Annotated in this window: 25 protein-coding genes and 1 tRNA gene; 12 read left to right on the forward strand and 14 right to left on the reverse strand. The window is 57.4% G+C overall.

Annotated elements, in window-relative coordinates; all coding sequences use genetic code 11:
* Nucleotides 1-12 precede the first annotated feature (12 nt).
* Nucleotides 13-891, reverse strand: a complete 879-nt coding sequence (locus ACVWYZ_RS03915; RefSeq protein ID WP_457466146.1) for an ABC transporter ATP-binding protein — start codon at nt 889-891, stop codon at nt 13-15.
* A gap of 413 nt (nt 892-1,304) precedes the next feature.
* Here ACVWYZ_RS03915 and ACVWYZ_RS03920 point away from each other — a divergent pair, with 413 nt between their 5' ends.
* The 3 genes from ACVWYZ_RS03920 to ACVWYZ_RS03930 all read left to right on the forward strand — a co-directional run bounded on the left by ACVWYZ_RS03920 (nt 1,305) and on the right by ACVWYZ_RS03930 (nt 3,633).
* Nucleotides 1,305-1,583, forward strand: a complete 279-nt coding sequence (locus ACVWYZ_RS03920) for a hypothetical protein (RefSeq protein ID WP_011431115.1) — start codon at nt 1,305-1,307, stop codon at nt 1,581-1,583.
* 60 nt (nt 1,584-1,643) lie between these two features.
* Entirely contained in the window at nt 1,644-3,269 is a 1,626-nt protein-coding gene (locus ACVWYZ_RS03925; RefSeq protein WP_457466148.1) for a TM0106 family RecB-like putative nuclease, read from the forward strand.
* 130 nt (nt 3,270-3,399) lie between these two features.
* Nucleotides 3,400-3,633 carry a hypothetical protein gene (locus tag ACVWYZ_RS03930; RefSeq protein ID WP_457384828.1) on the forward strand — a complete coding sequence of 78 codons (234 nt, stop codon included), beginning with the start codon at nt 3,400-3,402 and terminating at the stop codon, nt 3,631-3,633.
* Nucleotides 3,634-3,826: 193 nt separating this feature from the next.
* Here the strand turns inward: ACVWYZ_RS03930 and ACVWYZ_RS03935 are convergent.
* From ACVWYZ_RS03935 to ACVWYZ_RS03945, 3 genes are all read right to left on the reverse strand, one after another.
* Nucleotides 3,827-3,900, reverse strand: a tRNA-Pro gene (locus tag ACVWYZ_RS03935).
* Between the two features lie 99 nt (nt 3,901-3,999).
* Nucleotides 4,000-4,413: an NfeD family protein gene (locus ACVWYZ_RS03940; RefSeq protein ID WP_414346738.1), complete on the reverse strand. Its 414-nt coding sequence runs from the start codon at nt 4,411-4,413 to the stop codon at nt 4,000-4,002.
* A 90-nt stretch (nt 4,414-4,503) separates the two neighbouring features.
* Nucleotides 4,504-4,743 (reverse strand): hypothetical protein, encoded by a 240-nt coding sequence (locus ACVWYZ_RS03945; RefSeq protein WP_011433611.1) that lies wholly within the window; start codon nt 4,741-4,743, stop codon nt 4,504-4,506.
* A 139-nt stretch (nt 4,744-4,882) separates the two neighbouring features.
* On the opposite strand from ACVWYZ_RS03945, the gene ACVWYZ_RS03950 reads away from it, so the two are divergent.
* A complete protein-coding gene (locus tag ACVWYZ_RS03950) occupies nt 4,883-5,077 on the forward strand; it encodes a hypothetical protein (protein WP_457466150.1) in 195 nt (64 codons plus the stop codon).
* Here ACVWYZ_RS03950 and ACVWYZ_RS03955 read toward each other — a convergent pair.
* The 3 genes from ACVWYZ_RS03955 to ACVWYZ_RS03965 form a co-directional block, all read right to left on the reverse strand.
* Nucleotides 5,053-6,129: an SAM-dependent methyltransferase gene (locus ACVWYZ_RS03955; RefSeq protein WP_457466152.1), complete on the reverse strand. Its 1,077-nt coding sequence runs from the start codon at nt 6,127-6,129 to the stop codon at nt 5,053-5,055. The genes ACVWYZ_RS03950 and ACVWYZ_RS03955 overlap by 25 nt on opposite strands.
* The gene (leuD, locus tag ACVWYZ_RS03960; RefSeq protein WP_457466154.1) at nt 6,126-6,728 is read right to left on the reverse strand and encodes a 3-isopropylmalate dehydratase small subunit; all 603 of its coding nucleotides are present in this window, start codon (nt 6,726-6,728) and stop codon (nt 6,126-6,128) included. The genes ACVWYZ_RS03955 and leuD overlap by 4 nt, the downstream gene beginning before the upstream one ends.
* Before the next feature lie 124 nt (nt 6,729-6,852).
* Nucleotides 6,853-7,179 carry a phasin family protein gene (locus ACVWYZ_RS03965; protein ID WP_011433607.1) on the reverse strand — a complete coding sequence of 109 codons (327 nt, stop codon included), beginning with the start codon at nt 7,177-7,179 and terminating at the stop codon, nt 6,853-6,855.
* 42 nt (nt 7,180-7,221) lie between these two features.
* Here ACVWYZ_RS03965 and ACVWYZ_RS03970 point away from each other — a divergent pair, with 42 nt between their 5' ends.
* Complete coding sequence (locus ACVWYZ_RS03970; RefSeq protein ID WP_414408832.1) at nt 7,222-7,569, forward strand: hypothetical protein; 348 nt, start codon at nt 7,222-7,224, stop codon at nt 7,567-7,569.
* The gene (locus tag ACVWYZ_RS03975) at nt 7,566-8,042 is read left to right on the forward strand and encodes an urease accessory protein UreE (protein WP_457466157.1); all 477 of its coding nucleotides are present in this window, start codon (nt 7,566-7,568) and stop codon (nt 8,040-8,042) included. Before ACVWYZ_RS03970 ends, ACVWYZ_RS03975 begins: the two co-directional genes overlap by 4 nt.
* A gap of 43 nt (nt 8,043-8,085) precedes the next feature.
* Here the strand turns inward: ACVWYZ_RS03975 and ACVWYZ_RS03980 are convergent, their stop codons facing one another.
* Together ACVWYZ_RS03980 and ACVWYZ_RS03985 are read right to left on the reverse strand one after the other, a co-directional pair.
* Nucleotides 8,086-8,790: a Uma2 family endonuclease gene (locus ACVWYZ_RS03980; RefSeq protein ID WP_041436634.1), complete on the reverse strand. Its 705-nt coding sequence runs from the start codon at nt 8,788-8,790 to the stop codon at nt 8,086-8,088.
* A 177-nt stretch (nt 8,791-8,967) separates the two neighbouring features.
* Complete coding sequence (locus ACVWYZ_RS03985) at nt 8,968-10,896, reverse strand: S9 family peptidase (RefSeq protein ID WP_457466159.1); 1,929 nt, start codon at nt 10,894-10,896, stop codon at nt 8,968-8,970.
* Between the two features lie 371 nt (nt 10,897-11,267).
* On the opposite strand from ACVWYZ_RS03985, the gene urtA reads away from it, so the two are divergent.
* From urtA to urtE, 5 genes are all read left to right on the forward strand, one after another.
* The gene (gene urtA / locus ACVWYZ_RS03990) at nt 11,268-12,548 is read left to right on the forward strand and encodes an urea ABC transporter substrate-binding protein (RefSeq protein WP_457466161.1); all 1,281 of its coding nucleotides are present in this window, start codon (nt 11,268-11,270) and stop codon (nt 12,546-12,548) included.
* A gap of 104 nt (nt 12,549-12,652) precedes the next feature.
* On the forward strand, nt 12,653-13,810 hold the full coding sequence (urtB, locus tag ACVWYZ_RS03995) for an urea ABC transporter permease subunit UrtB (RefSeq protein ID WP_414416924.1): 1,158 nt from the start codon (nt 12,653-12,655) through the stop codon (nt 13,808-13,810).
* Between the two features lie 3 nt (nt 13,811-13,813).
* Complete coding sequence (gene urtC / locus ACVWYZ_RS04000; protein WP_457466164.1) at nt 13,814-15,022, forward strand: urea ABC transporter permease subunit UrtC; 1,209 nt, start codon at nt 13,814-13,816, stop codon at nt 15,020-15,022.
* A gap of 179 nt (nt 15,023-15,201) precedes the next feature.
* The gene (gene urtD, locus ACVWYZ_RS04005; RefSeq protein ID WP_457466166.1) at nt 15,202-15,969 is read left to right on the forward strand and encodes an urea ABC transporter ATP-binding protein UrtD; all 768 of its coding nucleotides are present in this window, start codon (nt 15,202-15,204) and stop codon (nt 15,967-15,969) included.
* Between the two features lie 32 nt (nt 15,970-16,001).
* The gene (gene urtE, locus ACVWYZ_RS04010) at nt 16,002-16,766 is read left to right on the forward strand and encodes an urea ABC transporter ATP-binding subunit UrtE (RefSeq protein WP_457466168.1); all 765 of its coding nucleotides are present in this window, start codon (nt 16,002-16,004) and stop codon (nt 16,764-16,766) included.
* 51 nt (nt 16,767-16,817) lie between these two features.
* Here the strand turns inward: urtE and ACVWYZ_RS04015 are convergent, their stop codons facing one another.
* Nucleotides 16,818-18,362: an ABC transporter ATP-binding protein gene (locus ACVWYZ_RS04015; RefSeq protein ID WP_414357519.1), complete on the reverse strand. Its 1,545-nt coding sequence runs from the start codon at nt 18,360-18,362 to the stop codon at nt 16,818-16,820.
* Between the two features lie 59 nt (nt 18,363-18,421).
* Nucleotides 18,422-19,117: a biuret amidohydrolase gene (biuH, locus tag ACVWYZ_RS04020; protein WP_011430738.1), complete on the reverse strand. Its 696-nt coding sequence runs from the start codon at nt 19,115-19,117 to the stop codon at nt 18,422-18,424.
* Nucleotides 19,118-19,308: 191 nt separating this feature from the next.
* Between biuH and mnmH the strand changes: the two genes are divergently transcribed.
* Entirely contained in the window at nt 19,309-20,373 is a 1,065-nt protein-coding gene (gene mnmH, locus ACVWYZ_RS04025; protein ID WP_457466170.1) for a tRNA 2-selenouridine(34) synthase MnmH, read from the forward strand.
* Here the strand turns inward: mnmH and ACVWYZ_RS04030 are convergent.
* From ACVWYZ_RS04030 to ACVWYZ_RS04040, 3 genes are all read right to left on the reverse strand, one after another.
* Nucleotides 20,366-21,169, reverse strand: a complete 804-nt coding sequence (locus tag ACVWYZ_RS04030) for a M55 family metallopeptidase (protein WP_457466172.1) — start codon at nt 21,167-21,169, stop codon at nt 20,366-20,368. The two genes, mnmH and ACVWYZ_RS04030, sit on opposite strands and share 8 nt — an antisense overlap.
* Nucleotides 21,170-21,361: 192 nt before the next feature.
* Nucleotides 21,362-22,396 carry an amidohydrolase family protein gene (locus ACVWYZ_RS04035; protein WP_414357521.1) on the reverse strand — a complete coding sequence of 345 codons (1,035 nt, stop codon included), beginning with the start codon at nt 22,394-22,396 and terminating at the stop codon, nt 21,362-21,364.
* A 127-nt stretch (nt 22,397-22,523) separates the two neighbouring features.
* On the reverse strand, nt 22,524-23,402 hold the full coding sequence (locus ACVWYZ_RS04040) for an isoaspartyl peptidase/L-asparaginase (protein ID WP_011433592.1): 879 nt from the start codon (nt 23,400-23,402) through the stop codon (nt 22,524-22,526).
* Nucleotides 23,403-23,572 lie beyond the last annotated feature (170 nt).

Consider the following 23,572-nt stretch of genomic DNA (forward strand, 5'->3'; position numbering starts at 1 on the left):
GGTGAGGGCCCGTTAATCCAAGCGGCGGCCTGTCAAACGCACAAAAATGTCTTCTAAGTTGGCCGGGCGCACCATGAGGCCGGTTTTGTCAGGTTCAGCTTCCAACTGCCGCTGAGCTTCCGCCAAGCTGGGGAAAAAGGTGTACTCCACCTCCCGGCCAGGACAGGATCGCACCAGCAGGGCCTCTCCATACTTGGCCCGCAGTTGCTCGGTGCTGCCCAACTCGATTAACCTTCCCCCATCCATGATGCCGATGCGGTCGCACAGCTCTTCTGCCTCCTCCATGTAGTGGGTGGTAATCAGCAAGGTCATGCCCTGCCGATTGAGATCCCGCAAGATCTCCCACAACAGCCGCCGCGCCTGGGGATCCAACCCGACGGTGGGCTCGTCCAAAAACAAAATCTGGGGGCGATGCAGTAACGCCCTGGCCACCTGCAAGCGCCGTTTCATCCCACCCGAGAGGGTTTTCACTTTGTCTTGGCGGCGATCCGCCAGCCGCACATACTCCAGCCATTCATCGATGCGCCGTTGCCGCTCCGGGTTGGAAATGTGGTGCATGCGGGCATGAAACTCCAGGCTTTCCCAAACGGTCAGCTCTGCCTCTAGGGTGATGGGCTGCAACACTACCCCAATCTGCCGCCGCACCGACACGGGATCCCGCACCACATCGTAGCCCCCCACCTGGATGGATCCCTGGCTGGGTCGGGTAAGGCTAGTAAGCATGCGAATGGTGGTGGATTTGCCGGCGCCGTTGGGCCCCAACAGGGCAAACACTTCCCCCTGGGGGATCTGCAGGCTCAAATCTTGAACGGCAACCTGCTGCCCAAAGCGCTTCCACACCCCCTGCATTTCCACCGCCGCCGTCTTGGTTTGGGACAAGGTTGGGGCCATCGAAAGAGCTGTCACAGTCCGCTCCGGTAAAGTGTAAAGAAATCTTTATTCTCCAGCATACGCCAGCCGTGTCAGCAAGCTGCAGGTCTTATCAGGGATCCCTGCCCTTGGCAGTAGTTTATGCCATTCCTTCAAGTCTTCCGTGGCTGTGATCTCGTTCCCTGTGGTTTTTCTCTAGACTCTGCAAAATAGTATACATTGCGTCTGAAGAGCGAGTTGCGTCCGCAGGGCAAGGCGTGATCGTACGGCAGGTAGGGGAAATCGCGCTGAATGGCTAATGCTGTATCTGTACGTATGGGTAACAATAGAGACACAAGCTTGAGCGGGCTGGCTGTTCAGCTTGGGGCTTTTTCTTGGTGAAGTGACTTCCCTTCAGCACCCACCGATAACCTCTACTAACCAATGTAAGGAAAATGCAGAGCAAAGACCGATTCGATCAAATTGACTTCCGGCTGGATCGCCTGGTTGGGGCTGTGTTGACCCTGGCCGAGACCGTCAGCTTCGTCAAGGATGACCTGACCCATCTGAAAGCCATTGTTCAACAACAGGTGCTGATATCCCAGGAGCAGAGCACTTGGCTAGGAGAGTTAAAGGCAATATGTCAACAGCAAGCCGATACAGCTCGTCGCCAATCTGAGACGATTGAGCGGATCATCGCCCATCTCCTGCCCGCTCAGGATCCCAAGTCTTGAAGGATCAGAGGGCAACCTGGGGGCGTGCCACAATGGCAGCAGAGCTGAGGTTTTCCACCGTTGGAGTGCCAGGTTGCAGCAGCAGGACAGGGTTCTGTTGAGGCTGAGGAGCTGCTTGCTTTTTTTCGTTGCCGACGCTTGCCTTACCTGGATCGCTTTGGCCCTCAAGAGGCCAAGCTGCCGCCGGACAACCTGCTGGAGCAATGGCGGCGGGATCGCCAAGCCCTGGCAGCCGCTGTGTTTGAGCGATTCCCCGGAGAACGAATCGCGCCGGGCAATGAAGCTCTCTTGGCAGCCATGGCCGACGGGGCGGAGCGGATCTACGGCGGACGGATTGCCGCAGAGCTGTTTTGGCAACCGCAGGAAGATCTCAACTGTACTGCTGAGGCAGAGCTGTTGCAGCTTGCTTCTGAACCTGTCCCTCACTCCTCCTCTCCAAGGGATCCCATCCCTGCCCCAGAAGACTGCGAGATGGTGCCCGCTCTTGCGTTGCCGCCTGAAGCTGTTCCAGAGGGACGTTCAGTTTGGGTGAGCAGCTCCCTGGATCTGCTGATTCGGGATCCCGCTCTCGTTGGCAGAAGTCGCCACGCCGCCCGATCCTCTTACCTGCCGGTTCATATTCGTATCGGCAAACGCCCCAAACCGGAATACGAATTGTTGCTGGCTTTGCAGGCAGAGCTGCTCGGATCCCTGCAGGGAAACGTTCCCAAGCGGGGCATTTTGATCCTGAAAGATGGGAAGTGGCACCCCGTCCACCTGAGCCGCCGACGAGCACAGGTGCGGCAATTGCTGCAGGAGTACCTGCACTCCCTCAACCAGCCGGAACCACCGCAGGTGTTCATGGCCCGCAGCCGCTGCCATCTTTGCCACTGGCGGGAGCATTGTCGCCAGTTGAACGCCGCCGCTCAACCCCTCAGCCTGCTGCCGGGCGTAACGGGATCCCGCTATCCCCTTTTGCAAGAGGCGGGGATCCACTCGATTGAAGCCCTGGCCAACGCTCAGTTGGATAGGTTGCAAGCCATTCCCAAGTTGGGATCCGGCGTGGCCCTGCAACTGCAGCTGCAAGCCCGTGCCACCCTCAGCCGGCAGCCTCTCTGGATTCAATCCCCCCCGGAAACCCTGCCCACCACACCCGTAGAGCTGTACTTCGATATCGAGGCGGATCCCCGCCACAACGTCGCCTATCTGCTGGGCCTGCTGGTGGTGGAGCAAGCCGAGGGGAAAAAGGTTGCGAGCTATCACAGTTGCCTGGCCGCCGAGCCGCGGGAAGAAAGGCAAGCTTGGGAGCAATTCTTGCAACTGGCACAACGCTATCCCGACGCTCCCATCTATCACTTTCACGGCTTTGAAGTGCAGACCTGCCGACGGCTGGGGGAGCAATACCGCACGGATCCCCGACAAGTGCGCCAGTTGTTGCAGCGCTTTGTGGATTTACAGGCCTGGGTGCAACGCTCGGTGGTGTTACCGATTGAGAGCTATTCCCTGAAAAACATCGCCCGCTGGTTGGGGTTTCAGTGGCGTCTGCCGGATGCCAATGGCGCCCAGTCCATTTATTGGTATAGCCAATGGCTGGAAACTCGGGAGCGCAGATATTTGGAGCACTCGCTTATCTACAACGAGGATGACTGCCGGGCTACCCACCGCCTAAAAGACTGGCTGTCCCAAGGAGTCCTCCATGCCGAATGATGCGAATAAATTGACAAAGACGGCCTATCCCCAGCCGCAAATGCCGCAGCTTGCGCCGCCAGTCTTGTGGCCAGTTGCTGAGGTTTCGTTTAGAATTAGACAGGCCCATTTAGTTCATTAAGGGGATCCCATGCTGTTGAAATCTCATGAATCTCCTCGCCATCAGGGCAGAAACCGTCGCGGTCGTGGGGGATCGGCACGCAAGCGCCAACTGGACAAACGGAACCGCGCCTTGATGCAACGATTACGACAACGAGAGCAAGCTCTCAACTCTCGATCTTCTCGGCAGGGGCAAGTTAACCCTGCCTTTTTTGTGCTTGCTTCTTCTTGGCCTGGCTACGAGGGATCCCGCTTGGCTGCCTGATCCGCCCATTTCTTTCATGGCATCGAAGAATCGAAGAGTTTGCTTCTCGCGCCTTCAAGACAAAGACTGCGCCTCCACCAATAGACGCCCGCTTTAGCAGTTAGCAACATCAATGGGAAGATTTTGGGGCCCTGGATAAGCGCGAAGCTATCGGCCAAGAACGCGAATGGCTCTGTTCTTGGTGCAGGCAGGATCGGGATGACAGGATTTGAACCTGCGGCCCTCTGCTCCCAAAGCAGATGCGCTACCAAGCTGCGCTACATCCCGGCTTAGCTTTTGTGATTATGCCAGATCCCCGCCTCCGATGCACACCCAAGCAGGGATCCCTCCCTCAGATCAACAGGGGAACAAAAGAATCTGTCCGCTTCAGGACTTGAGCATCTTGGCCGGCATGACAATGAGGGTATTTCCCTGTCGCTCCACCACGTAGAGCTCCTGTCCGGCTTGGATTTCCAGGTTGGGAATGCTGCACTTGGCGTTCCAGGTGGAACCCAGATAAGAAACCCGCCCCCGTTCGCCTGGGGGAATGGGGGTGATTGCCCGCGCCTCGCGAGATTCCTCTACCTGAACCGATCCATGGGGCACCAGACGGCGGCTGAGGATAATCAACACCACCGATGCCCCAATCCAGCTGGCAAATTGTACCCAGATCGGCAGCCCCAAATAAGCCAAAAGCCCTGCCAAGAGCGCCGCCAGCCCCACCGAGCCGGCAACCAATTCTGGCAAAAACAATTCGGCAGAAATGAGGACTAACCCGATGATGATCCAAGGCCAAACCATAGAATCCAGGGATCCCACCTAACTCAGTATGGCTCAAAACCCCTGGATCCTCAGCAGGGATCCCTTGTCCTTAGGGAGACTGGTTGGGGCTTACCCGCCCAAGCGGTAATTCTCCAAAAACTGCAGGGGATCCATCTCCTCCTGAGGGGAGCTTTTGGGTAGGTTCTTGGATTCGGCGATCCGCATCAAGGTCTCCCAGTCGGTGCTCATGACAAAGGCCACGGCTTGGCGAGCCGCCTCTCGGTGGGGGCAGTCCTCTCCCAAGACACAGCCATCTCGACAGAGGGTGGCGCAATCGTGCGCAGTGCTCCTGGGATCCGGGCCAGCCATGATGTCTTCCTCTCGGTGGGTTTCACGTTTTCTTTAGGATACCTGAAGAGAATCTTGCGCTTGCAGGAGATTTGGGTCAGGGCGGGTAGCTTGGATGAGGAGATGAGGCGACAAGACCTGTTCAAGCAAGAGGAGCCTTATGGAGTTTTCGCAATTGCAAGCGCTGGTGGATCGAGCCTTGGAAGACAAGAAGCTCACCCGCACAGAGGTGGATCAAATCGTCAGCGCCATCCGGGCCAACGGCAAAATCTCCCCCGAAGAGATAGGCTTGCTGGAGTCCATTCGCGAAATGGTGCTCCGTCGGGAGATTCAGGTGGTGGAAACGGCAGATTGAGGGGCAGGGATCCCCAAGTAGAGGGTGACTTCGCTGCGGTTGTGAAACAGGTGGCGGGCCCTCACCAGGGGGAAGGCACTACCCAAGATCTCCAAACTTTGCCGCAGCACCCGCAGGCGGTGTTGGTGGGGTAGCTTCAGGGTCATCACAGCTCTCCCCTGTGGCTGCAGATGGGGAGCAAAAGCCACCATCAGGTGGGCGGAAGCCGGGCCATCCATGCGCATGTCGTTGAGGATGAGGTGAAACCGGCCTGGGCCACGGGCCAAGTAGGCTTGGGCGCTGAGGCGATGGTGGCGGATCCCCGGATCTTGGCTGAGGCGCTCGTGCAAGTCCCCCGGATCCACTGCTGTGACCTGCTGGCCATATAGGCGCAAAATGCGCGACCATCCCCCCGGCGCTGCCCCCAGATCCAGAGCCTGTCCCCCCGGCACCAAGGGAATCTGAAACACCTGGATGGCCTCCAGCAGCTTAAACTCGGAGCGGCTGATTTGCTCTGGATCCCGCCGAAAGCGATGGATCCCACCGGCCCAGTTGGAGAGGTTCTGGGCAGCCAAGGATAGGCCCAGCCAAGCGCGAATGCCCATCGGTTGAGCCAGGATCACCACCGAGATTACCTGCTGGGGGTCTTTGACCTGCAGGGGGGATCCCACCGCTGCCATCACCTGTTCGGCCAGGGTTTCATTGACCTGGAAGGGCTTGAGAGCCGGCTCTCCAAACAGGCGCGTCTGAACCGAAAAGCTGAGGGCGGGGTCAATGGCTGCCAACATTTCCCCATCAAGGCGCAATTCAACTGGGGATCCCCCAGATAGCCGCCGTTCTTGGTGAATGGGGCAGATGTGGCGTAAAAAAATGGGCGGGTCAGCTTGCCAAGCCTCAGCCAGGTCAGCAAATGAGCGTTGGCTGCATACCCACACCAAGCCAGGTGCTTCCTTTAGCCGCTGCACGGCAGCCTCTGGATCCGCAGCTTCTATCTCCCGGATCGCCAAATCCAGAAAATCTGGGTCAGCACTGCCCAGCCATGTATGGGTATCAGGGGGGAGAGGATTGCTCAACGGGCTCGCTGCCAACGCACGTAGGGTAAAGAAGCGGCTACTTGCTGAATCTGAGCTTGAGCGGCCAGCAGTTGTCCTGTGGCGTCCCAGGTGCCCTGCACCAGCATTTGCCAGGCTCCCTGGGGGATCTCCACAGCAGCGGTATTTGCCTCCCAGCGCACCTGTTTGTTGGGCAGATCCAGCGTCAACTGGAGCTGGGGATTTTCCGCCACCGCCTTCTGCAGGGCTTGAATCACAGCCGGGGGTGCCGTAACACAAGGGATCCCTAGAGCCAAGCAGTTGCCGAAGAAGATCTCGGCAAAGCTTTCGCCAATGAGGGCGCGGATCCCCCACTTGGCCAGCGCTTGGGGCGCATGCTCCCGACTGGAGCCACAGCCAAAATTGGCATTGACCACAAGGATCTGGGATCCCTGGTGCTGGGGTTGATCAAAGGGGTGCTGGCCGGGATCCTGGGCGCGGTCGTCGGCAAACACATGCTGGCCCAAGCCATCAAAGGTAACGCACTTCAAAAAGCGGGCTGGGATGATCCGGTCGGTGTCAATGTCGTTGCCCGGCAGGGGGATCCCTCGGCCTGTGATGGTCAAAACTTCGCTTGGCATAGGAACTTCGATGAACTCTTGGACTCGACTGGGGATTGGCTTCAGGAGATTGGCAGGCTCGGCAAGACCCTGCCCGGCTGCCGATGGGCCAGCTTCAACGGCAAACAGGGAAGGCTTGGCTCTGCTACCGGCGGTAAACCTGATTTTCCAAATTGCGCACCTGCCGCTCCAGCCGATCCAGCCGCCCGCGCAGCTCGTCCATTTCCGACTGGCGGGGCACGCCCAGATCCTGCAGGACGTTGCGCACCTGCCGCTGAACGTAGGATTCAAAGTTACTCTGCTCGGCCTTCACCTGGTTGAGCAGGTTGTTGATGACATTGGATGCCTCTTCTGGGTTGAGCTGCCCCTTCTGCACCAAGTCGTCGGCAGCCTTTCTCAACTGTTCTGCCAGCAGAGTGGTTGTGCCCACGCCCATTAGCAAGAGCTGACGTAAGATACTGTTGTTGTCCAATGCTGCCCTCCAAAGGACGCTTCGCGAACGGTACGGGCCTCCATGACTACCCATTTTCCTCAGTTTGCCCTCAACTTCGCAACCGGCTCGGCCAGTTTCTCCCTTTCGCCAGAGGTGGCACAACAATGGCACAAGGCCCTGCAAATCCTCTTGGAGCGGCTCAAGGTTCGCTCGGGCAGCTCCCGGCAGCAGCCTCAGGATCCGGTTGAGTTTCATCATTCTGCTGCCGACTTCTCTTTGGAGATGTTCTGCAACCCCAACATCTGGGTCGGCCCCCACGCAGCCAAGGTCTTGGTTACTGTGAAAACGGAAGGGCTGCGCTTTTCCACTGAGGTGGAGTTCTCTCGCCTTCAAGAAGACCTCAGCCAGTATCTGGAGTCCCTAACATGAGCGAAGATGCCCATGCTGCGGGAGAGGAGCCCGCGGCCATTACGGTGATGCAACTGCTGGACGAGCCGCCAGAGGGGATCCCCGGCCACTTGGAAGTGGTTGCCCTCACTTGGCACGACCGCCAGCGATCCCGGCAACGGCTGGTGAGCGACTGGGGCACCGAGATCCAGCTGATGCTGCCCCGCGGCACCCATCTTCACGATGGGGATCTGCTCTATGCGGATGCGCAGCGACACATTCGGGTCAGAGCCCAACCCGAACCGGTGCTCTTGATTCAACCTGAAAACCCCATCCAGATGGGCCAAGTGATTCATCAACTGGGCAACTGGCACCGTCCGGCCCACGTTTCCCCCCAAGGGCAGATCCTGGCGCTGGCCGATGATCCGCTGCAGGACTGGCTGGCCCACATGGGGATCCCGTTTCGGTTGGAGATGGCTGTCTTCGAGCCCAACCTGTTGGCCCACAGCCATTAACCTGAGCCTTTGCGAGCGCAAACCCGTCCCTCCGACTCATGGCCTAGGCTCCAGCCTCTGCTTCTCGGGTTGCCAACCGCGCTGCAAACTCTCGGTGTTCCTCCGACTCAATTCCCCTTTGCAGCACACCCAACACCTGCTGCATGTTGCCCGTCAGCAGCGCGTCCACGGCTAACCACAACCCCGGAAACACCCGACTGTACAAAACGCCCAACTCATTGGGCTGTTGCTGCACGTACTCTCCATTCTGGAAGACATACCAGCGAAAGGCTTGCTCTTGGGTTAGCCAGACCAGATATTCCCGCACGCCGTTGCGCCGGTAGGCCCGCAGCTTATCATGCAGGTCGTAGGAAGCTGTGCTGGCGGCAATCTCCACAATCAGCTCCGGTGCACCCTCAATGTAGTCATCCTCGCTAATGCGGGACTGTCCCCCACAAGATTCGTGCATCCGCAATATGGCATCTGGCTGCGGCTCATTGTCCAAGTCCAGGCGAACGGTTGGATTGCCCGCCGACTCAACCCCCGGCGTTGCTGCTTCATAAACTCCCAGCCAGGCCATGATGTGGCTGTGTGGTCTGCCATGTCGGCGATATCTGAGGGGAGATGCCACGTAAACAATTCCCTCAATCAGCTCGGCTTTTTTGAGCTGAGGCATGGCTTGATAGCGCCGTTCAAACTCATCGCGGGTGAGACGATCGCCGCTTTCTAAGATGGGCAGTTCACGGAAGGAAGGGCTACTGACGCTCATGACCAGCTCTCTTACCAGCAGTCGCGACAGTGTTGCGGAGCAATATCGATGACTCCATCCGGGTTGGCTGGTAAGTCCATCATAGAGGGGCTGCTCTGTCGCGACAGCGTTGTGGAGCAACAATGGGCCATAGATGGGACGGGATCCCTTTCTATTCGACCCATTGAGCAGTCATCATCAGGTGTCCAAGTTCTCGATCCGAACCGGCTCAAAAGGTTCTGCCAGCGGAAACCCCAGAACCTGGGCATAAAAGTAAAGCTCTGCCTCCAAGGCCCGTTTGATGTTGGCCGCCTGGCGAAAGCCGTGTTGCTCTCCCTCGAAGGGCACATAGGCCACTGGGATCCCTTTGGCCCGTAGGGCTGCCACCATCCTCTCCGCCTGATTGGGGGGCACGATGGCGTCTTCCAACCCTTGGAAGAAGATAACCGGACAATTGAGGCCCTCCAGGTGATGAATGGGGGAACGCTCCCGGTAGAGATCCCGTCGCTCTGGGTAGGGGCCAATGAGGCTGTCCAAGTAGCGAGACTCGAACTTGTGGGTCTCCTGGGCCAGGGCTTCTAGATCGCTCACCCCGTAGTAGCTGGCACCTGCTCGGAAGACGGCGTGGAAGGTCAAGGCCGCCAACGTGGTATAGCCGCCAGCGCTGCCCCCTTGAATGAGCAGCCGTTCCCCATCCACCTTGCCCTGTTCTGCCAAAAATTGGGATCCGGCGATGCAATCTTCCACATCTACCAGGCCCCACCGGCCTTTGAGAGCATCCCGATAGGCCCGTCCGTAGCCGCTGCTGCCCCGGTAGTTCACATCCAAAACGGCAATCCCCCGACTGGTCCAGTATTGGATCCCCAGGTTGAGCACGGCTGCCGTCGCCCCGGTGGGCCCGCCGTGGCTTTTCACCAGCAGGGGTGGCTTTTCGCCAGCAGGGGCAACAAAGTCTCGGTTCTTGGGGGGATAGAAGAAGGCGTAGGCCACTTCCTTGCCGCCACCGGTGGGAAAAACAATGGGCTCTGGGATCGACAGATAGTCGGGATCCACCGCCACGCTGCTGGAACGGGCCACCACCTCCACTTGGCTGGAGGGTAAGTCTAGGCAGACCAAGGCAGTGGCTTCCGTCGGGGATCCGGCCAGGAAAGCGGCTTTTTCCCCACTCACCTGCAAACCGCTGATCTGGGTGTAGGGCAAGGGGATCCCTGCCAACTGTCCTGAATGGGGATCCAGATAAGCCAGATGAGACAGCCCGTCTTGTTCATAACAGGCCAGGATGCGCCCATCGCCACAGAAGCCGTAGGTGCTCAGGCCGAACACCCACTGGGGTTCTCCAAACTCTGCTTCCATAGGACAGAGGGGAAGGGATCTCTGGGGATCCCAGCGATAGAGGTTCCACCAGCCGCTGCAATCGGAAACAAAGTAGAGATCCCCTTGCGGTGACCACTGGGGCTGGAAGATCGACTCGGCAGGGCCACCGGCTAGCTTTTGGGGCTCTCCTAGAGTGCCATCTGCTGCCACCTCTGCTCGCCACAGTTCCGTCCCATCCCAGGGCATCTGGGGGTGATCCCAGGTCAGCCATACCAAGGTCTGGCCGTCTGGACTGAGGCGCGGGCTGGCGTAGAAGTCGTGCCCAGAAGCCAAAATCTGCTGGGATCCACTTGCTAAGTCAATCGAGACAAGGCTGTTTTCCGGCTCTCCCTGGCGGCTGTGATCCTCCCGCACACAGAGGATGCGTCCACGCGCCCGATCCACCACCCCGTCGGCGTAGCGATAGGGGCCTGCTTCTGTCAGGGGCTGGGGATCCGAACCCGGCAGCAGGCGGTAGAGCCGTTGGTCAGCGAAGTTGCAAAAATACACTACCCCTGCCGACACCCAATAAGCTCCACCCCCATACTCATGCACCCGTGTCCGCACATTGAAAGGTGCCGGTGTCAGCTCCACCAGGATCCCGTCGGCAGAGCGCCGCATCAACACATTGCGCCCTTTTTCTTGCGGGCGGCCCTCCGTCCAGTAGAGATCCCCCTGATCCCAAACCATCTGTCCCAAGCGCAGGGATCCCGTCACCACCAGGTCAGCGGTAATCGGGGATCGCCAAGATCCATAGCCGGCCTGCTGAACCATAGGCTGTTAATTCTCCACCCCAGAACCCCTATTATGCCGGCAGCAAGGGATCCCTGCCTCTGCCTGCAGCCTGCGGGGAAAGGGCTCGGATTCTGGGAAAAGGTATCCCACGATACAATTCTCTCCGGGCCGAATGGGTTTGATGGAACACGTTAAGGCAACAGGGACGCACGACGCTTTCTCGACTGCAGGATTAGCCTTTTCCTCTGTTGATGTTGGGAAGGCATTCGGTGAAAGCCTCAGCCGACTGCAGTTGGGCAAATTTAACACATGGGCGAGGTGATGAGCTAGGTGCTTCCCCCCCGTTGGCCGGGCTGCTGCAACTGTACTTCTTAACACCCTTTGCACTCACTTCGTTTCGGAGATCACCGATGGCTCAATCTTTTAATCGTCGTCAAGTGCTGAAAATGGGCGCTCTGGCTGGAGCCGGGGCGGCCCTGGGGCCGCAGATCTGGGTGAAGCGGTCTGTGCCCGCCTACGCCCAGGGAGAGACCATTCGCGTTGGCATTTTGCACTCCCTCAGCGGCACCATGGCCATTTCAGAAACCAGCGTGGTGGATGCCGAAAAGCTGGCTATCAAAGAGATCAATGCCGCCGGTGGGGTTTTGGGCAAGCAGATCGAGCCGATTATCGAGGATGGCGCTTCCGATTGGCCAACCTTTGCCGAGAAAGCCACCAAATTGATCGATGTGGACAAGGTGGCAACGGTATTCGGCTGCTGGACTTCGGCCAGTCGCAAAGCGGTTTTGCCGGTGTTTGAATCCAAGCAGCACCTGCTCTGGTATCCCGTGCAGTACGAAGGACAAGAGTGCTCCAAAAACATCTTCTACACCGGCGCTGCCCCCAACCAGCAGATCGAGCCTTCGGTGGAATGGCTGCTCAAGAACAAGGGCAAAGAGTTCTTCCTGGTGGGATCCGACTACGTGTTCCCCCGCACGGCCAACACCATCATCAAGGCCCAGTTGGAAGCCCTGGGGGGCAAGGTGGTGGGTGAAGACTATCTGCCTTTGGGCAACACAGAAGTTACTCCCATCATCAGCAAGATCCGGGCCGCTCTTCCCAATGGCGGTGTGATCTACAACAGCTTGAACGGCGACAGCAACGTGGCCTTTTTCAAACAACTGGAAGGGGCAGGGCTGGGGCCGGATCGTTATCCTTCCATGTCCGTCAGCATTGCCGAAGAAGAGGTGCAGGCCATTGGCCCCGAATTTTTGGAAGGGCACTTTGCCGCCTGGAACTACTTTATGACGGTGGATACGCCTGCCAACAAGAAGTTTGTGGAAGCTTTCAAGGCAGAATACGGCCAAAACCGCGTCACCAACGACCCGATGGAAGCCGCCTACATCATGGTTTACATCTGGAAGCAGGCAGTGGAAAAAGCGGGAACAGTGGAAATCGACGCCGTGCGGCAGGCAGCCTATGGCCAGACCTTTGATGCCCCAGAAGGCTTGGTAACCATGAACACCAACCACCACCTGACCAAGTATGTGCGGATCGGCCAGGTGCGCTCTGACGGTTTGTTTGATGTCATCTTTTCTACGGATGCCGTGGAGCCGCAGCCCTGGAACCAGTTTGTGGCAGAGACCAAGGGCTTTGCCTGCGATTGGTCAGATCCGGCCAAGGGCGGTCGCTACAAAGTCAAAGTCAGCTAGTCCTGGCCAGGGCTGGGATCCCTTGCCGTTTGGATAGGGTCGGGGATCCCGCTCTGCCGCTTAAGAAGCTTCCCCGGTCAAGTTGGAAGGAGGATCCCCTGCCGATGACCTTGCTCTTGGATAGCTTGTTTAACGGCCTTAGCATCGGCACCGTCTTGCTGATAGCCGCTCTGGGCTTGGCCATTGTTTTCGGCCTCATGGGGGTCATCAACATGGCCCATGGGGAGCTGATGATGTTGGGGGCCTACACCACTTTTGTGGTTCAAAATGCCTTTCGTCCCCTAGGGGATCCCTGGCGGGATCTGTACATCTTTCCAGCTTTGGTAGCTGCCTTTGCCGTCACGGCTCTGGTGGGACTAGCCCTGGAGCGGGGGGTGATTCGCTTTTTGTATGGCCGACCCTTGGAGACCCTTTTGGCCACTTGGGGCGTGAGCCTGATCCTGCAGCAGTTTGTGCGCAGCGTCAATTGGGTGCTGGCTTTCCGCTTGGGGGCCTTCGCGGTGCTCTTTTTTGGCGGCTGGTGGCTCTTGGCCAGGCGAACGGATTGGCCGCGCCTCAAAGGGTGGACGCTGGCGCTGCTACTGGTGCTTTCCACGGCCATTGCAGCGGTGGGGGGGCGGGTGCTGGCGCAAACCTATGCTTTAGCAGTCACTCAACCCTGGTTTGGAGCCCAGAACAAAGATGTGACCGCTCCCCGTTGGCTGGGGGGTGGGATCCCGGTGGGCAGCCTGTTTTTGCCCAATACCCGCCTGTTTATCATCGCCCTCACTGTCTTCTGCATCCTAGGGCTGTACTTCTTCTTGCAGCGCACCCGCTGGGGGCTGCGCATCCGGGCGGTTACCCAGAATCGGGCCATGAGTGCCTGTGTAGGGATCCCTACGCAAAAGGTGGATGCCCTTACCTTTGCCATCGGTTCGGGTCTGGCGGGAGTAGCCGGCGTGGCGGTCAGCCTGCTGGGATCCGTGGGGCCGAACACCGGCCAGAACTACATCGTGGATACCTTTATGGTGGTCGTCGTGGGGGGTGTCGGTAAGCTCTTAGGCAGTATTGTGGCGGCGCTTGGGATCGGGATTGCCAACTTTGTCATCGGCTCAGGGACGCTGGCTTTGATTTTTCCCAACGTGCCCATCCTGACCGATACCCTCAACTTTTTTGCCACCACGAGCATGGCCAAGGTGATGGTCTTTGCTTTGATCGTGGCCTTTTTGCAGGTGCGACCTCGGGGCCTTTTCCCCGAAAAAGGTCGTATGGTGGATGCCTAGGGAATGATCTCGCTTGGCGAAAACTCTAGGACCAGACTCTCCATCTTCTACTCCCTCACAAAGCCCATGAAACTGGTTCATTCCCCCCGTGCTGATCATGAAGTGGCTGCTCCCGCCGCGGGTGGGGATCCCAATTCTTCTCGCAAGCTTCTGTGGGAGGCCGGGATCCTCATCGTTTTGGTGCTGGCCTTGATCTTTGTGGCCCCAACTGTGCTGTCTGGCTTTCGGCTCAACTTGTTGGGGCGGTTTCTGGCCCTCAGCATTGTAGCTTTGGGGATCGACCTCATCTGGGGCTATACCGGCATGCTCAGCCTGGGGCATGGGGTGTTCTTTGCCTTGGGGGGCTACGCTCTGGGGATGCACCTGAAATTGCAATTGCCGGAAGGTCAGATACCGGAGTTTTTCAGCCTCTATGGGGTAACGGAATTGCCCTGGTTTTGGTATCCCTTTTATTCGTTTCCGTTTACGGCTGTTGCTGTGGTCTTGATCCCGGCTTTGGTGGCGGCAGCCCTGGGGTATTTGGTGGTGAGAAATCGCATCCGAGGGGTTTATTTTTCCATTTTAACTCAGGCCACCACGATCATTTTCTTTAACTTCTTCAACGGCCAACAGCGCTTAATCAACGGCACCAACGGCCTGACCAACTTCCAGACTTTGTTTGGCCTAGATGTCAACTCGTCCGAAATGCGCCTTGCTGTCTATGTCACTACAGTTCTGGCGGTGGTTTTGGCTTACCTTCTCTGTCGTTGGCTCACCAGCGGCTTATTCGGTCGGATCCTGGTAGCCATTCGAGATGACGAGCCGCGGGTTCGTTTTTCCGGCTACGATCCCACCGGCTTTAAAGTTCTGGTGTTTGCCGTGTCTGCTGCCCTGGCAGGCATTGCCGGAGCTTTGTTTACCTTGCAAACTGGGATCATCTCTCCCAATGCGATGGCCGTTCCCTTTTCCATTGAGATGGTAATCTGGGTGGCGGTGGGCGGTCGGGCCAGTTTGGTGGGGGCGGTGCTGGGGGCTCTGTTGGTTAACTTTGCCAAGAGCTTGCTGAGCGAAAGTTTTCCCGAAATTTGGTTGTTTTTCCAAGGGGGATTGTTCCTGCTGGTGGTGCTGGTGTTGCCGGATGGACTGGTGGGTTGGGTGCGCACCCAAGGCAGGCAGCTTTGGGTCACTGTCCAGCTTTGGCGCAGGCGCTTGGCAGATACTTCCCCAGCTTAAATCTGGCTTTCTGTCGATGTGCATCATACGCAAGGTGCAAGTTCAGAGTAAAAGGATCCCAGATCTGATGGGTAAGCCAGCGATGCCAAGTGTCCTCTCTTATTTATTTGATGGGTTGAGTGTGATGGGTTAAGAACCCTGTTCGCCCTCTGCCCTTTCCGTTCTTGGATGTGATCCCCATGCTTACTTCAGCTCCCACCGCCACCCGACAAATTTTACAAACTCAGGATCTCACCGTCAGCTTTGATGGCTTCAAGGCTTTGGACAGGCTGAACTTCTCTCTGGAGGAAGGGGAGCTGCGGGTGGTCATCGGCCCCAATGGGGCAGGCAAGACTACGTTTCTCGATGTGCTGACGGGCAAGGTTAAGCCTACTCGAGGCCGGGTGCTGTTTAAAGGAAAAGATCTGACCAAGCTCAAGGAACATGAGATCTCGATTTTGGGTGTTGGGCGCAAGTTTCAGACGCCGCGGGTCTATCAAAACTTGAGCGTGCGAGAAAACTTGGAGCTATCCCTCAACCCTGACAAAAGGGTTTTTTCCACCCTATTGGGCAAAAAGCATCTGCGAGAAAAAACGGATGCTCTTTTGGAAACCATTGGCCTCAGCCGTAAGGATCGGGTTCCGGCAGGGCTGCTTTCCCACGGAGAAAAGCAATGGCTGGAGATCGGCATGGTGATTGCTCAAGATCCGGATTTGCTGCTGCTCGATGAATGCGTAGCCGGGATGACAGATAAAGAAACAGAAGCTACAGGGGAGTTGATTCAATCCTTAGCCCAAAGCCACACCATTTTGGTGATTGAACATGACATGGTATTTGTCCGGCAAATTGCCCGTAAGGTTACTGTTTTACACCAAGGCTCGGTGCTGTGCGAAGGTACCTTTGAGGATGTGAAAAACGACCCGCGAGTTATTGAGGTCTATCTCGGATCCCATAAGGCGAAAAACTAAGCAAAAAGCTATAGCCCTGTTTTAACTGACCCATGCGCAGGCCCATGAATACGGAAAACGCGACCGCAACACAAAACTTATCCCGAGATGGATCCGGGCCTCTTCTGGAGGTCTCCGATTTGAGGGTTTACTACGGTCAGAGTTTAATTGTAAAGGATCTCTCTTTTAAGATCTTTCCCGGCCAAGCGGTCTGCCTTCTGGGTCGCAATGGCATGGGCAAAACCACCACGCTTAAAGCCCTGATGGGGCTTCTGAAAGACTGCACAGGCAAAATTGCTTTTGAGGGCCGTCCTATCAACCATTACCCTCCCAATTGGCGAGCCCGCGCCGGTATTGGCTATGTACCCCAAGGTCGAGAGATATTTCCCCGCCTAACGGTTGAGGAAAACCTGCTGGTGGGGCTAGAAGCGGCACCGGACAGAGAACGGATCATACCTGAGTTTGTCTATGACCTATTCCCAATTCTGCGTTCTTTTCTTAAACGGCTGGGTGGGGATTTGAGCGGTGGGCAGCAGCAGCAACTGGCCATCGCCAGAGCTTTGGTGGCAGAGCCCAAACTTTTGCTCCTGGATGAGCCTACAGAAGGGATCCAACCCTCCATCATCATCGAGATTGAAGAAGCCATCACCCGTATTCAAAAGGAGCGGGGCGTTTCGGTGTTGCTGGTGGAGCAGTATTTTGAGTTTGCCCAAAGTCTGGCCGATTACTTTTATCTTATGGAAAATGGATCCCTTATCATGGAGGGGCCGACTGACCAAATGGACGAAGAAAAAGTTCGGGCTCACCTCTCCATTTGAGGGGAAGCCATGTCATATTCGCTGCTGATTACTTACCAAATCACTTAATGCTTAATGTCCGCCCATCTTGTGGCCAACTTCTTTGAGATCCACGCTGCTGATAGGACTTTCATAGACGATCCGACCGCCCGCCATCACCAGCAAACGATCGGAGAGCTTGAGAAGCTCGTCTAGATCTTCGCTGATCAGCAAGACGGCAACTCCTCGGTTACGAGCATCCACAATCTGCGAGTGAATGTAATCTACTGCCGCAAAGTCCAGACCAAAACAAGGATTGGCGGCGATCAAAATTTGTGGATCTCCGGCGAGTTCCCGTGCCAAAATGGCTCGCTGGACATTACCCCCCGACAGGTGGCTGATGGGAGTTTGGGCTGCAGGCGTTTTCACCTTAAATTGCTCGATTAACGCGCGGGCAGAGCGCCAAATCTCTTGCCAGATCAACATCCAACCTTTGGCCATAGGATCCCGGTCATAACGACGCAGGGCCAAGTTTTCGCCAACGCTCATGTTGGGGATCGAGGCATTTCTCAGAGGTTCCTCCGGCAAACAGCAAACCCGGTGGCGCACCATTTCTGCGCGGGTGGCCCTGTACAGTTGCCCGTTGATCTTGATCTGCCCGGCTGTAGCCATCCGCTGCCCGGCCAAGACTTCCATCAACTCCCGCTGGCCGTTGCCGGAAACGCCGGCAATTCCCACAATCTCACCTCCATGAACAGTCAGGGTCACCCCCCGCACAGCGGGCAAGCCATTGTCCTTGTCAGCCTGGATCCCTTCAATTTCCAGCAGAGGGGATCCCCCTTTGACCAAGGCTTTCTCCAACTGGATCTGCACCTGTTGCCGGCCCAGCATCATTTCGGCCATTTCTGCTGTGGATAAATCTTTCACTTGTCCATGGCCGGCCAGCTTCCCACGTCGCAACACCGTCACCTCATCGGCAAAGGCATTCACCTCGCGAAACTTGTGGGTAATGAGCAATACACTCAGGTCGCCAGCTTCCACCGAACGACGCACAAGGCCCAAGACTTCGTCGGCTTCCTCTGGCGTGAGCACAGAAGTAGGCTCGTCCAAGATCAGGATCTTGGTGTTCAAATAAAGCTGCTTGAGGATCTCGACCTTCTGCTTTTCTCCTGCCGATAGTTCGGAAACAAAAGCCCGCAAGTTGACTTGGAAAGGGGCTGTTTCCATAAAATCTGCCAGCTTTTTCTCCTCTTCTTTCCAGTCAATCACCAAAGGCAAATCTGGGCGGGCCAAGACCAAGTTTTCCGCCACAGTCATGGCGAGTACAGAGGTGAAATGTTGGTACACCATGCCAATGCCGTAGTGATAGGCATCCCGTGGGCTGTGGATGGCACGAGCTCGTTTATCAATGCAAACATCGCCAGAGTCAGCATGATAAAAGCCCATCACGCACTTGACGAGGGTGCTTTTCCCGGCTCCGTTTTCCCCAAGTAAGGCATGAAGGGATCCCGGCTTGAGTTTCATCGAGACGTGGTCTAGGGCCAACAGGGATCCAAATCGCTTGGTGAGGTTGACGACCTCCAGTTCCGGGGGGGCTTTCCGTGCTGTTGAGATTTCAGTTTGGGCAGTGGTAGTCATGGTTGGTCAAGATCTCCTGGTTTGGGTGTCTCACGTAAAGACACGTAAAGAAACGAGGTCTAGTCGGTTTTGAGTTCCTGAAGTACTGCTATCAGGGCACCTGAATCGGCAACTGCCCCGAAAACCCCCCCTTGCATCTGGATCATCTTCAGAGCAGCGAGATAATTTCCGTAGTCTGTGGCACCTGTGCAATCGGATAGCAACAAACATTCATAGCCCCGGTCGTTGGCTTCTCGCATGGTGGTGTGGACGCATACATCGGTGGTGATGCCCGTCAAGATCAGGTTTTGGATGCCTTTGCGCCTCAGGATTAAGTCCAGATCGGTGGCATAGAAAGCGCCTTTGCCCGGCTTGTCGATGATCACCTCCCCTGGCAGAGGAGCCAGTTCCGGGATAATTTCCCAGCCGGGTTCTCCTCGCACCAGGATGCGCCCACAGGGACCGGGATCCCCAATGCCTGCCCCAATGCGTTGACTGCGCCAGCGCTTGTTTTCCGGCAAATCTGATAGATCGGGGCGATGGCCTTCGCGGGTATGCACGATGAAAAAACCCAGGGCTCGCATTGCCGCCAAAACCCGTCGGATCGGCTCTATGGGGGCACGGGTGAGGGAAATGTCGTAGCCCATTTTGTCTACATAGCCACCTACCCCGCAGAAATCGGTCTGCATATCGATGACGATCAGGGCGGTGTTCTCAGGCCGTAAGTCACCGTTGTAGGGATAGGGGTAAGGTTCTGCCGCAATATAGGATCCCATAGCACCTCTGGCAAATCAATTCAATAAAGAGCAAAGAAAGAGCAAAAGCCCAATCAAGAGGGATATCCAACCCAAGCCTTCGGGTCACCCTGCGCTTGACCTCGGCTCTCCCAAGTTAAAGCTGGGGCGGTGAGCCTTGGCCAGAACCCTGCCAAGATAGAACACAGCTTGCCATTTCTATCCGCAGGTTTGTGTCTCCTCCGATTCACTTCACTGCAGAGCCCTGGCTGCACACCTACAGCGAAATTATCGATGTGCGCTCTCCGGCAGAGTTCGCAGAGGATCATTGGCCGGGAGCCATCAACTTGCCTGTACTCTACGATACAGAACGGGCAGAGGTGGGCACGCTCTACAAGCAGGTGGATCCCTTTACAGCCCGCAAACGAGGGGCAAGCTTGGTGGCCCAGAACATCAGTCGCCACTTGCAAACCCATTTTGCCGATAAAGATCGCGATTACCGGCCCCTAATCTACTGCTGGCGGGGAGGGCAGCGCTCTGCCAGCTTGGCATTGGTGTTGTCCCAGGTGGGCTGGCAGGTTACGGTTTTGCAAGGTGGCTACAAAACCTACCGGGCCTGGGTGCGCCGACAGCTGCAGATCTTGCCCCAGGAATTTACCTACCGAGTGCTCTGCGGACCAACAGGGAGTGGCAAAACCCAGTTGCTTCACCATCTGCGCCAACAGGGATCCCAAGTTCTCGATCTGGAAAAGCTGGCCTGTCACCGGGGATCCCTTCTGGGGGCCGAGTGGGGGGTGCCGCAGCCCAGTCAGAAGAGCTTTGAAAGTCAACTGGTGCAGGTTTTTCTCCAGTGGGATCCCGCCAAGCCAGTCTGGGTGGAGGCTGAGAGTGCCAAAGTGGGCCAGCTCCATCTGCCGCCTGCCCTTTGGCAAGCCCTCACCCAAGCCGACTGTGTCGAAGTGCAGTTGCCTCTAGAGGAGCGGGTGAAGGGGCTGATCGCCCATTATCCCCACTGGATTGCTCACCCCCAAGCGCTGAAGGAAAAATTGCTGCCTCTGAAGTCCCGTCTTGGCCAGGCCCGCCTGCAGCGTTGGTTTGAGCTGATCGACGCCCAAGAGTGGCCGCAGTTTGTGCAGGAGTTGCTGGAGCAGCACTACGACCCCACCTATCGACACGGGCTGCAGCAAAACTTCAATCGCCTTCGGGCCCGGATTGAGCTGTCTGACCTTTCCGAGACCAGCCTCAGGGAAGCCGCCGCTCGCCTCATCGAGATGCCGCTTGGATCCCTGGCTAGGTGAGCACAATAAACTCCAAAGCCCGCAACACCTCAAACCAGTCGGAAACTTCCAGCCGAACCGTGGAATCGGCAACCCACCGGCAGCCGGGATAAAAAGACTTGCGGTAGGCGCGAGCGGGATCCTTGTAGTCCACTTCCAATTGAAAGTGATCCGGCAGTGGGCGAGGCCGGTAGGCCGGCAGCCGCCTCAGGGATCCCTCTACACCTTGGCGGATGGCCTGTAGAACCTGCTGCGGATGTGGCGTAATGACCGACTGGCCTATCCCTTTGTGGGTGACCACCGTCTCGATTTGGGCGTCATAAGCTTTCGCTGCGGCACACACCTCCGCATCTCCGGCTACAAACACAACTGGGACTCCCTCATAGGCAGCCGTGAGGCTGACCAGGTGAAACTCGGCGATGGCCTGGCCGTTCAGCCGGATTTGGCTAACTTCGGTGGTGTAGGTGTGGGCGAGGGGGTTGGCAGCAGATCCGGCGCGGGCATGATAGCCGATTAGGAGCAGGGCATCGTAACTGCGATCCAACTCTTGCACCATACAGTAGGGGTGGCCGCTCCAGCCGCGGATGAGTTGCACCGGCTCCGGCAACCGTTCGGGGATGAGGTTCCGCCCGGAGTCATGGGCATCTTTGACTGTGATCTGCATGGCTCCGGCAGCCAGGGATCCCTCACAAGCCGCGATCACTTCTCGGGTCATCTGCTCTCGGAATGGCTCGTAACCCGGCTGGCCGATGGTGGCCTCATCCCAATGGCTGATGCCGGCGATCCCTTCAATATCGGCACTGATATAGACCTTCATGCTTGGCTCAGTAGACTCAGCATTGGATTCTGTTGGGCTTCATCCACCCTCGGATGCCGCTCAACATCGCTCTGGGCAAGGGATCCAAGCCGTTATTTCCCTTGCGAAAGCTGCCCCTGTCTCTGTTACGGATCCCTTCCCTATTCTCAAGAAGCTCGGATGAAGAATAAAGACTCCGTCCCGCTGAGGGGATCAGAGAGCCACCAAAGAAGCAGATACCCCCTGCTGTAACTCCGACAACAATGAGGCCGGACGCCCCTTATAGGGCCAGGCAAAAGCGTGACGAAAGGCTGCTTCCTGGCAGTGTTTGAGCTGCTCGAAATCGATAATGTCGTGGGTTAGCAGGTTTTCGTACTCAAACGGCAGCCGCACATTGTGCAAGCCGGCGTTGTCGGTGCAGATGGCGATATCCACCCCCGCCTCAAAGCAGCGGTCAAAGACAATCTTGAGGGGCTCCAAACTGGGCAGGGTTCCCGTTTTTAGATAGGTGGTGGGACAAACTTCTAGGCATTGTCCTCGCCGTGCCAGCTCCGGCAGCAATTCTGGATAGTGGAGGGGGATCTGAATGCCGTGGCCGATCCGCGAGACATAGGGCAGCAACTGTGGGTAGCAGCCATCCAAAGTTTCGTACAGGTGGGCAGTGGTTTTCAGGCCGCGGGCCAGCGCATACTTGAACAGCTCAATCCACTCGTCCATCCGTTCACCGTAGGGCTTGTCTCCCCCGGCCAGGTCGATGGCACACACATACTCCGACTCGGCGGCAGCTTCCACCATGGCTCGGTTGATGTGGCTGGGCAGGCGTGAATGCAAACAGACGATCTGGGTGGTGACGATGGGATACTCCCGCTGCTGGCTGGCCTGCCCCACCGTCTCGATTACCTGGCGCATCTGCTTGAGGCGCTCCGCCTCATCCAGGCTGGGATCCGTGCGCAGGTAGGGGGTGTAGCGAATCTCTAGGTAGGCCAGATCCTCAAAGATGTAGGCTCCCCGCAGCAGGCGGTAGATAAAATAGGGCAGGGTTTCCAGGGTCTGCACCTGTTCCACCAGCGTGTGCAGCTCCAGGTAATCCTCGAGGGTGTTGCGCGGGCGGGTGTAGAACTCCTCAAACTCGGCATAGGTGGGAAAGCGCTCTGCCAAAGGGGATCCCTGGCGGTGAAAATAGCGCCACAGAATTCGGGGGACAACCGAACCGCCCAAATGACGGTGCAACTCCGCGTGAAGTGCCATAAACGCTCTACAGTGGCCCGCCAGGGGGCAGACTTGGTTTGTTTAAGTACTATTTCTACTCTTATCCTACTCTTATCCAACCGCCTCAGGCTTGTCCAGGTCTAATCCCGCAAGCCCGGCTAGAAGTTTAGATCGTCAAGCCGATCCCCTGCCCATCGTGGTAGGCGGCCAGCAGCAGGTCGGTGGTGGTATCCCAAGCAATCTCGCCCGAGCGCGATAGAGCAATGGCCCCAAAGGAGCGGCGACGTTGGCGGGCCTCTTGAAAAGACTTGGCCATGGCAGCCTTCAGGCTGAGGCCATCTTCCACTCGAATCACAATCCGCGCCGCCAAGCTCTCATCCAAAATATCTTCCCCGACACCAGTACAACTGACCCCCGCCGCCGCACTGGCATAGGTTCCCGCTGGAGTGGCCGAATCGCTCACTCGCCCCACCCGTTCAAACCCCCGCCCGCCGGTGGAGGTGCCGGCACAGATTTGCCCCTGTTGATCCAGCGCCACCGCCCCCACCGTGCCCATGGCCAGAGCAGTGAGAACCCTAGTTGGGGGATGGGTTTGGCGCAACTGCACCCACTCTTGAACCCGCTTGAGAGTGGCCGGGTCATAGACCGGCAACTGCAGCTCCCGCGCCAGCTCTGCTGCCCCTTGTTCGGCCACCACGCGATCCGGGCTTGATTGCAGAGCCTGGGCCATGAGGATGGGATGCTGAACTCGGCTGACGTTGATCACCCCGCTAAAAGACTGGGTGGCCCCGTTCATGAGAGCGGCGCTCATGCGGATTTGCCCATCCGATTGCAAGACCGACCCCGTCCCGGCATTGTAGAGCGGATCATCCTCCAGCAACTGGCAGGCATGCATCACCGCCGCCTCGGCACTCTGCCCAGCCAACAGCAGCTCGTAGGTGCTCTCCACCACCTGCTGCAGGGATCCCCTCACTTTTTCCAGGCTGCTTTCCCCTTCCAGGGCGCTGCCGGCTCCGCCGTGGATGATCAGTTTGGGCTGAGGCATGATGAGATCGGTTACCTTGTGAGAACAGTGGAAGACTATATTTTGATTTTCGGGTACAACATCCACCCATGCATCTGCTCCATCCCAGGGATCCCAACGCAAAGGGAGAGGGAGCCTTAAGATAATCCTGTAGATTTGCTAAGCATAGATACTCAAGGGCGATTCTGGTA

This window comes from Thermostichus sp. MS-CIW-37 (assembly GCF_054060065.1).

Coding starts and splice junctions, on each gene's coding strand:
- urtC (WP_457466164.1), top strand. CDS start 13,814: ATGATCTCGCTTGGCGAAAACTCTAGGACCAGACTCTCCATCTTCTAC.
- ACVWYZ_RS03930 (WP_457384828.1), top strand. CDS start 3,400: ATGCTGTTGAAATCTCATGAATCTCCTCGCCATCAGGGCAGAAACCGT.
- ACVWYZ_RS04040 (WP_011433592.1), bottom strand. CDS start 23,402: ATGCCTCAGCCCAAACTGATCATCCACGGCGGAGCCGGCAGCGCCCTG.
- ACVWYZ_RS04015 (WP_414357519.1), bottom strand. CDS start 18,362: ATGACTACCACTGCCCAAACTGAAATCTCAACAGCACGGAAAGCCCCC.
- urtD (WP_457466166.1), top strand. CDS start 15,202: ATGCTTACTTCAGCTCCCACCGCCACCCGACAAATTTTACAAACTCAG.
- ACVWYZ_RS03985 (WP_457466159.1), bottom strand. CDS start 10,896: ATGGTTCAGCAGGCCGGCTATGGATCTTGGCGATCCCCGATTACCGCT.
- ACVWYZ_RS04035 (WP_414357521.1), bottom strand. CDS start 22,396: ATGGCACTTCACGCGGAGTTGCACCGTCATTTGGGCGGTTCGGTTGTC.
- ACVWYZ_RS03970 (WP_414408832.1), top strand. CDS start 7,222: ATGACTACCCATTTTCCTCAGTTTGCCCTCAACTTCGCAACCGGCTCG.
- leuD (WP_457466154.1), bottom strand. CDS start 6,728: ATGCCAAGCGAAGTTTTGACCATCACAGGCCGAGGGATCCCCCTGCCG.
- ACVWYZ_RS03915 (WP_457466146.1), bottom strand. CDS start 891: ATGGCCCCAACCTTGTCCCAAACCAAGACGGCGGCGGTGGAAATGCAG.
- biuH (WP_011430738.1), bottom strand. CDS start 19,117: ATGGGATCCTATATTGCGGCAGAACCTTACCCCTATCCCTACAACGGT.
- ACVWYZ_RS03975 (WP_457466157.1), top strand. CDS start 7,566: ATGAGCGAAGATGCCCATGCTGCGGGAGAGGAGCCCGCGGCCATTACG.
- ACVWYZ_RS03980 (WP_041436634.1), bottom strand. CDS start 8,790: ATGAGCGTCAGTAGCCCTTCCTTCCGTGAACTGCCCATCTTAGAAAGC.
- ACVWYZ_RS03940 (WP_414346738.1), bottom strand. CDS start 4,413: ATGGTTTGGCCTTGGATCATCATCGGGTTAGTCCTCATTTCTGCCGAA.
- ACVWYZ_RS03945 (WP_011433611.1), bottom strand. CDS start 4,743: ATGGCTGGCCCGGATCCCAGGAGCACTGCGCACGATTGCGCCACCCTC.
- ACVWYZ_RS04030 (WP_457466172.1), bottom strand. CDS start 21,169: ATGAAGGTCTATATCAGTGCCGATATTGAAGGGATCGCCGGCATCAGC.
- urtE (WP_457466168.1), top strand. CDS start 16,002: ATGCGCAGGCCCATGAATACGGAAAACGCGACCGCAACACAAAACTTA.
- urtB (WP_414416924.1), top strand. CDS start 12,653: ATGACCTTGCTCTTGGATAGCTTGTTTAACGGCCTTAGCATCGGCACC.
- urtA (WP_457466161.1), top strand. CDS start 11,268: ATGGCTCAATCTTTTAATCGTCGTCAAGTGCTGAAAATGGGCGCTCTG.
- ACVWYZ_RS03920 (WP_011431115.1), top strand. CDS start 1,305: ATGCAGAGCAAAGACCGATTCGATCAAATTGACTTCCGGCTGGATCGC.
- ACVWYZ_RS03950 (WP_457466150.1), top strand. CDS start 4,883: ATGGAGTTTTCGCAATTGCAAGCGCTGGTGGATCGAGCCTTGGAAGAC.